6 protein-coding genes are annotated in these 3,494 nt (G+C 45.5%); all 6 read left to right on the top strand.

The features are described 5' to 3' along the window. Nucleotides 1–364, top strand: a 364-nt coding sequence (locus NFS31_RS26275) for a hypothetical protein (protein ID WP_251501906.1), incomplete at its 5' end; no start/stop codon positions are given. After that, complete coding sequence (locus NFS31_RS26270; protein WP_251501901.1) at nucleotides 365–940, top strand: hypothetical protein; 576 nt, start codon at nucleotides 365–367, stop codon at nucleotides 938–940. Between the two features lie 168 nt (nucleotides 941–1,108). Then, the gene (locus NFS31_RS26265; protein ID WP_251501896.1) at nucleotides 1,109–1,402 is read left to right on the top strand and encodes a hypothetical protein; all 294 of its coding nucleotides are present in this window, start codon (nucleotides 1,109–1,111) and stop codon (nucleotides 1,400–1,402) included. A 19-nt stretch (nucleotides 1,403–1,421) separates the two neighbouring features. Further along, entirely contained in the window at nucleotides 1,422–1,823 is a 402-nt protein-coding gene (locus tag NFS31_RS26260; RefSeq protein ID WP_251501911.1) for a DUF2959 domain-containing protein, read from the top strand. 180 nt (nucleotides 1,824–2,003) lie between these two features. Beyond that, entirely contained in the window at nucleotides 2,004–2,903 is a 900-nt protein-coding gene (locus tag NFS31_RS26255; protein WP_160228605.1) for a DUF2971 domain-containing protein, read from the top strand. A gap of 74 nt (nucleotides 2,904–2,977) precedes the next feature. After that, on the top strand, nucleotides 2,978–3,494 hold a 517-nt coding region (terS, locus tag NFS31_RS26250; RefSeq protein ID WP_251501891.1), incomplete at its 3' end, for a phage terminase small subunit.

Below are 3,494 nucleotides of genomic sequence, written 5' to 3'. Positions count from 1 at the left end.
GGAATTTAAAGGAGATATGGAGCGACTGACAATAAGCGGAACGAAAGAAGCAAAGCCCGATGTCACAATCAGAGAGGCGCTTAATAAACTGGCTGAATACGAAGACTTAGAGGAGCAGGGGAAACTGCTGGAACTGCCTTGTGCGGTGGGGGATACGGCTTGGATTGTTTTTGAGGGAGAAATTTTTGAATGTATGGTATTAAAATTCGATATTGTGAGAAATGGTATTTTCCCAATGTTGCGTATAAATGAAACATTGGAAACAATAAGCGTTTCGATGAAAACATTAGAAAAGACTTGGTTCCTCACCAGAGAAGAAGCCGAATCCGCGTTGGAAGCAGAGAGAAAAGGAGGCGATGCATGAGTGCGGATTTTAGTAGCCTGCGAGGAATCACAGGCAGTTACCAGGGAATTACGGCGGTTAGGCCATGAAGCCTATTCCTGCGACATAGAGCCCTGTTCGGGCGGGCATCCGGAGTGGCATTTACAGCAGGACGTAACGCAGCTTTTGAAAATAAAGTGGGATATGGTTATCGCTTTTCCTCCCTGTACGGATCTGGCCGTATCCGGGGCAAGATATTTTGAGCAGAAAAGAAAGGACGGACGCCAGCAGAAAAGCATTGAGTTTTTTATGATGTTTGCGAATTGTGGCTGCCCGAAGACAGCAATCGAAAACCCGATAGGGATCATGTCCGGCATATACCGGAAACCTGATCAGATCATCCAGCCATGGCAGTTTGGACACGGCGAAACAAAAAGGACATGCCTGTGGTTAAAGGGCCTTCCGAAGCTGAAGCCTGTGGATATTGTCCCGGGCAGGGAACAAAGGATATGGAAAATGCCGCCGGGTAAGGACAGGGCGAAAACGCGGAGTAAGACGTATCCCGGCATCGCAAAAGCCATGGCCGAACAGTGGGCGGGTAAGAATGCCCAGGTTTAAAAAGGAGGCGCCGGCCAGGGTTTTCTCCTGGCCGGCATGGGTATGAAAAAGTTTATATGAAAGGTTTGCCCCTGTTGAAGATTACTATACAGGGGAAATGTGATAAAAGATTGTCCGGGAGATAAACGATTTATGAAATGTCTTACGGATTCCTGACAGAAAAAGGAAGTGATTGAAATAAGCCTGGAAAAGATAAAGTACCTCCGTGCGGTCGCAAATGGCGCGGTTACGCAGGAGGAAGTGGCGCATTGCCGGAGGAACGTCCGGATCGGGGACGTCTTCCGGGTAAGGGATGTCCGGAGGAAAAGCGGCACGCGGGAGGATGTCCGCCCGGTTATACGTAAGAGCCGGGTGACAGGAAAATATAAGCATCTGGTGACATTGGACTGCGGGCATTCTGTGACATACGTGCAGATTGCCCTGTACCACAGGCAGCACGGAAACAGCAGATACATAAAGTAAGGAGGCGGGGCCGGTGCAGATGACAAGGGAGCGGCTGGAAGGGTATCAGAAGGTTATAAGAGAAATAAAAATCCTGCGCCTTGAGCTGGATGAGATGATCGCTACAGATTCCGGCTTGGGGCACAGCGTGATTTTCGATTACCGGGACGGCTTCCCGAGGCCGCAGGCTGTGGTCGGCTTCGACGGGGAACGTTATGACAGGAAACGCCGGCAGCTTGACCGGAAGGAGGAGGAATCAGAAGAGATCCGGCGATGGATTGAGGATATTGAGGACGCGGTAGCCCGTCAGGTATTCAAGCTATATTACATAGACGGGTGCGGATGGGCGGAGGTGGCAAAGCGGATGGGGTATAGAGGAAATCCGGACTACCCGCGGCGGCACATAAGAGATAAATATATGGAAAAGTGCGGAATAAAATAAAATTGGCCGGTTTTGCCGGAAATGCCGTTTTATAATATAGTCGAAGCCAAAGGCGTTCGGCTGGCGGTGCAGGGATTTTTTTTCATAGTGCCAGACGCATGAAATCCAGGGCGTCTGGCCCCTCCTTTTGTTTCTTTTTAATATATTTTGTGTTAGGATAAGAGAGAGGAGGATAATAATATGGGATATGGCATAATAACAACTCAGAATATTATAAGTTTACATGAAAAACTAAAACGTACAGATAAAATTTATCATATCTTTAAAGAAGCTCATTTTGATGAAGTAATTCGTACTAAAACATTAAGATTTGCGAAAGTGACAAGCTGGAAAGATCCTTGGGAACTTCCAGCGAAATATATAAAAAAAATCCAGGCCGATAAAGACAGGTACATTGAATTTATAGCTAACACTAATAATTTACCATTGCTGATTTCCTGTGCAGGGATGTGTTTTTGTAAACAATTTGACAAAGAGGCGATGTGGCAATACTATGCCTATAGAGAAGCAGAACACGATCCCCCTGAAAAAGCAGGGCAACATGATACCTGTGAAAAGGCCGGGGTTTGTATAGAAACTACGGTTGAAGGAATAATTGATTCATTAAATTTGGAGCATGTGTCGGGGGGTTTTGTTGGGCCAGTTTTATATTTGGATTTCTCAGGTGAAAATGCAAAAAGATTAATCGTAAATGAAAATGCAGAGACGTACCCTTCATATATGTATATGGGATATGTAAAAAGAAATAATTATGAATATGAAGAAGAAATTCGTATTATTTTGGATATGGGCAATAAAATTTCTGAAGATTATGTGGAAATTCCTTGTGACATCCAAAAATTAGTAAATAAAATATATTTATCACCGGGACTTTCAGACGAAAAAATAGATAGTTTACGAAAAAAATATTGCAGACTCAATGTTGATATAGATATTTCTAAATTGTATAGTATAAGTGATTTAAACATCCCCAAACTTTCAGACGAGGAGTGGCAGAAAGTAATGGTCAGTGGGGGATTACCTGAAAACAGTGATCTTTTATACTTTAGACAAAGTAGCGGAGAATGGGTAAAAAAATAAAGCATAACAAGTCATAGCGCCCTCCATGGCGCTTTTTCCAAAAACAAACACGAACGATTGAGAGGTGGTGATGCTTGGCAAGGCCGAGGAGCCCGAACAGGGATAAGGCTTTTCAGCTTTGGCTGGAGAGTAATAAAAAGAAGCAGTTAAAGGACATCGCTGCCGAGCTGCAGTTGTCAGAGACGCAGGTCAGGAAATGGAAAAACCAGGATAAATGGGATAAAGTAACGTTACCAAAAACGAAAGGTAACGTTACTAATCATAAAGGCGGCCAGCCGGGGAATAAGAACGCGGCCGGCAATAAAGGCGGGGCGGCTCCACAGGGAAATAAAAACGCAGTCACCACAGGAGAGTTTGAAGCTCTCCTTTTTGATTGCCTTGACGCGGAAGAAAAGCGGCTCATCGAAGCTGTGCCGGCTGACAAGGGCCGGCTTCTCCTGCAGGAAATACAGCTATATACCGTCCGGGAACGGCGGATGCTAAAGCGGATCGAAGATTTAAAGGAATCGGTTGGGGAGCTGCCCGGTGAGGGGCCTGTGGAGGGTATGACGCTGGTAAGCCGCTCATACGGCACAGAGAAAGGCAAAGAAA

Origin of the sequence: Otoolea muris (assembly GCF_943193115.1) — a bacterium.
Classification (GTDB): domain Bacteria; phylum Bacillota; class Clostridia; order Lachnospirales; family Lachnospiraceae; genus Otoolea; species Otoolea muris.
Note: the sequence above shows the minus strand (reverse complement) of the source record. Positions and strands in the feature narration are given on the sequence as shown.

Coding starts and splice junctions, on each gene's coding strand:
- NFS31_RS26260 (WP_251501911.1), top strand. CDS start 1,422: ATGACAAGGGAGCGGCTGGAAGGGTATCAGAAGGTTATAAGAGAAATA.
- NFS31_RS26255 (WP_160228605.1), top strand. CDS start 2,004: ATGGGATATGGCATAATAACAACTCAGAATATTATAAGTTTACATGAA.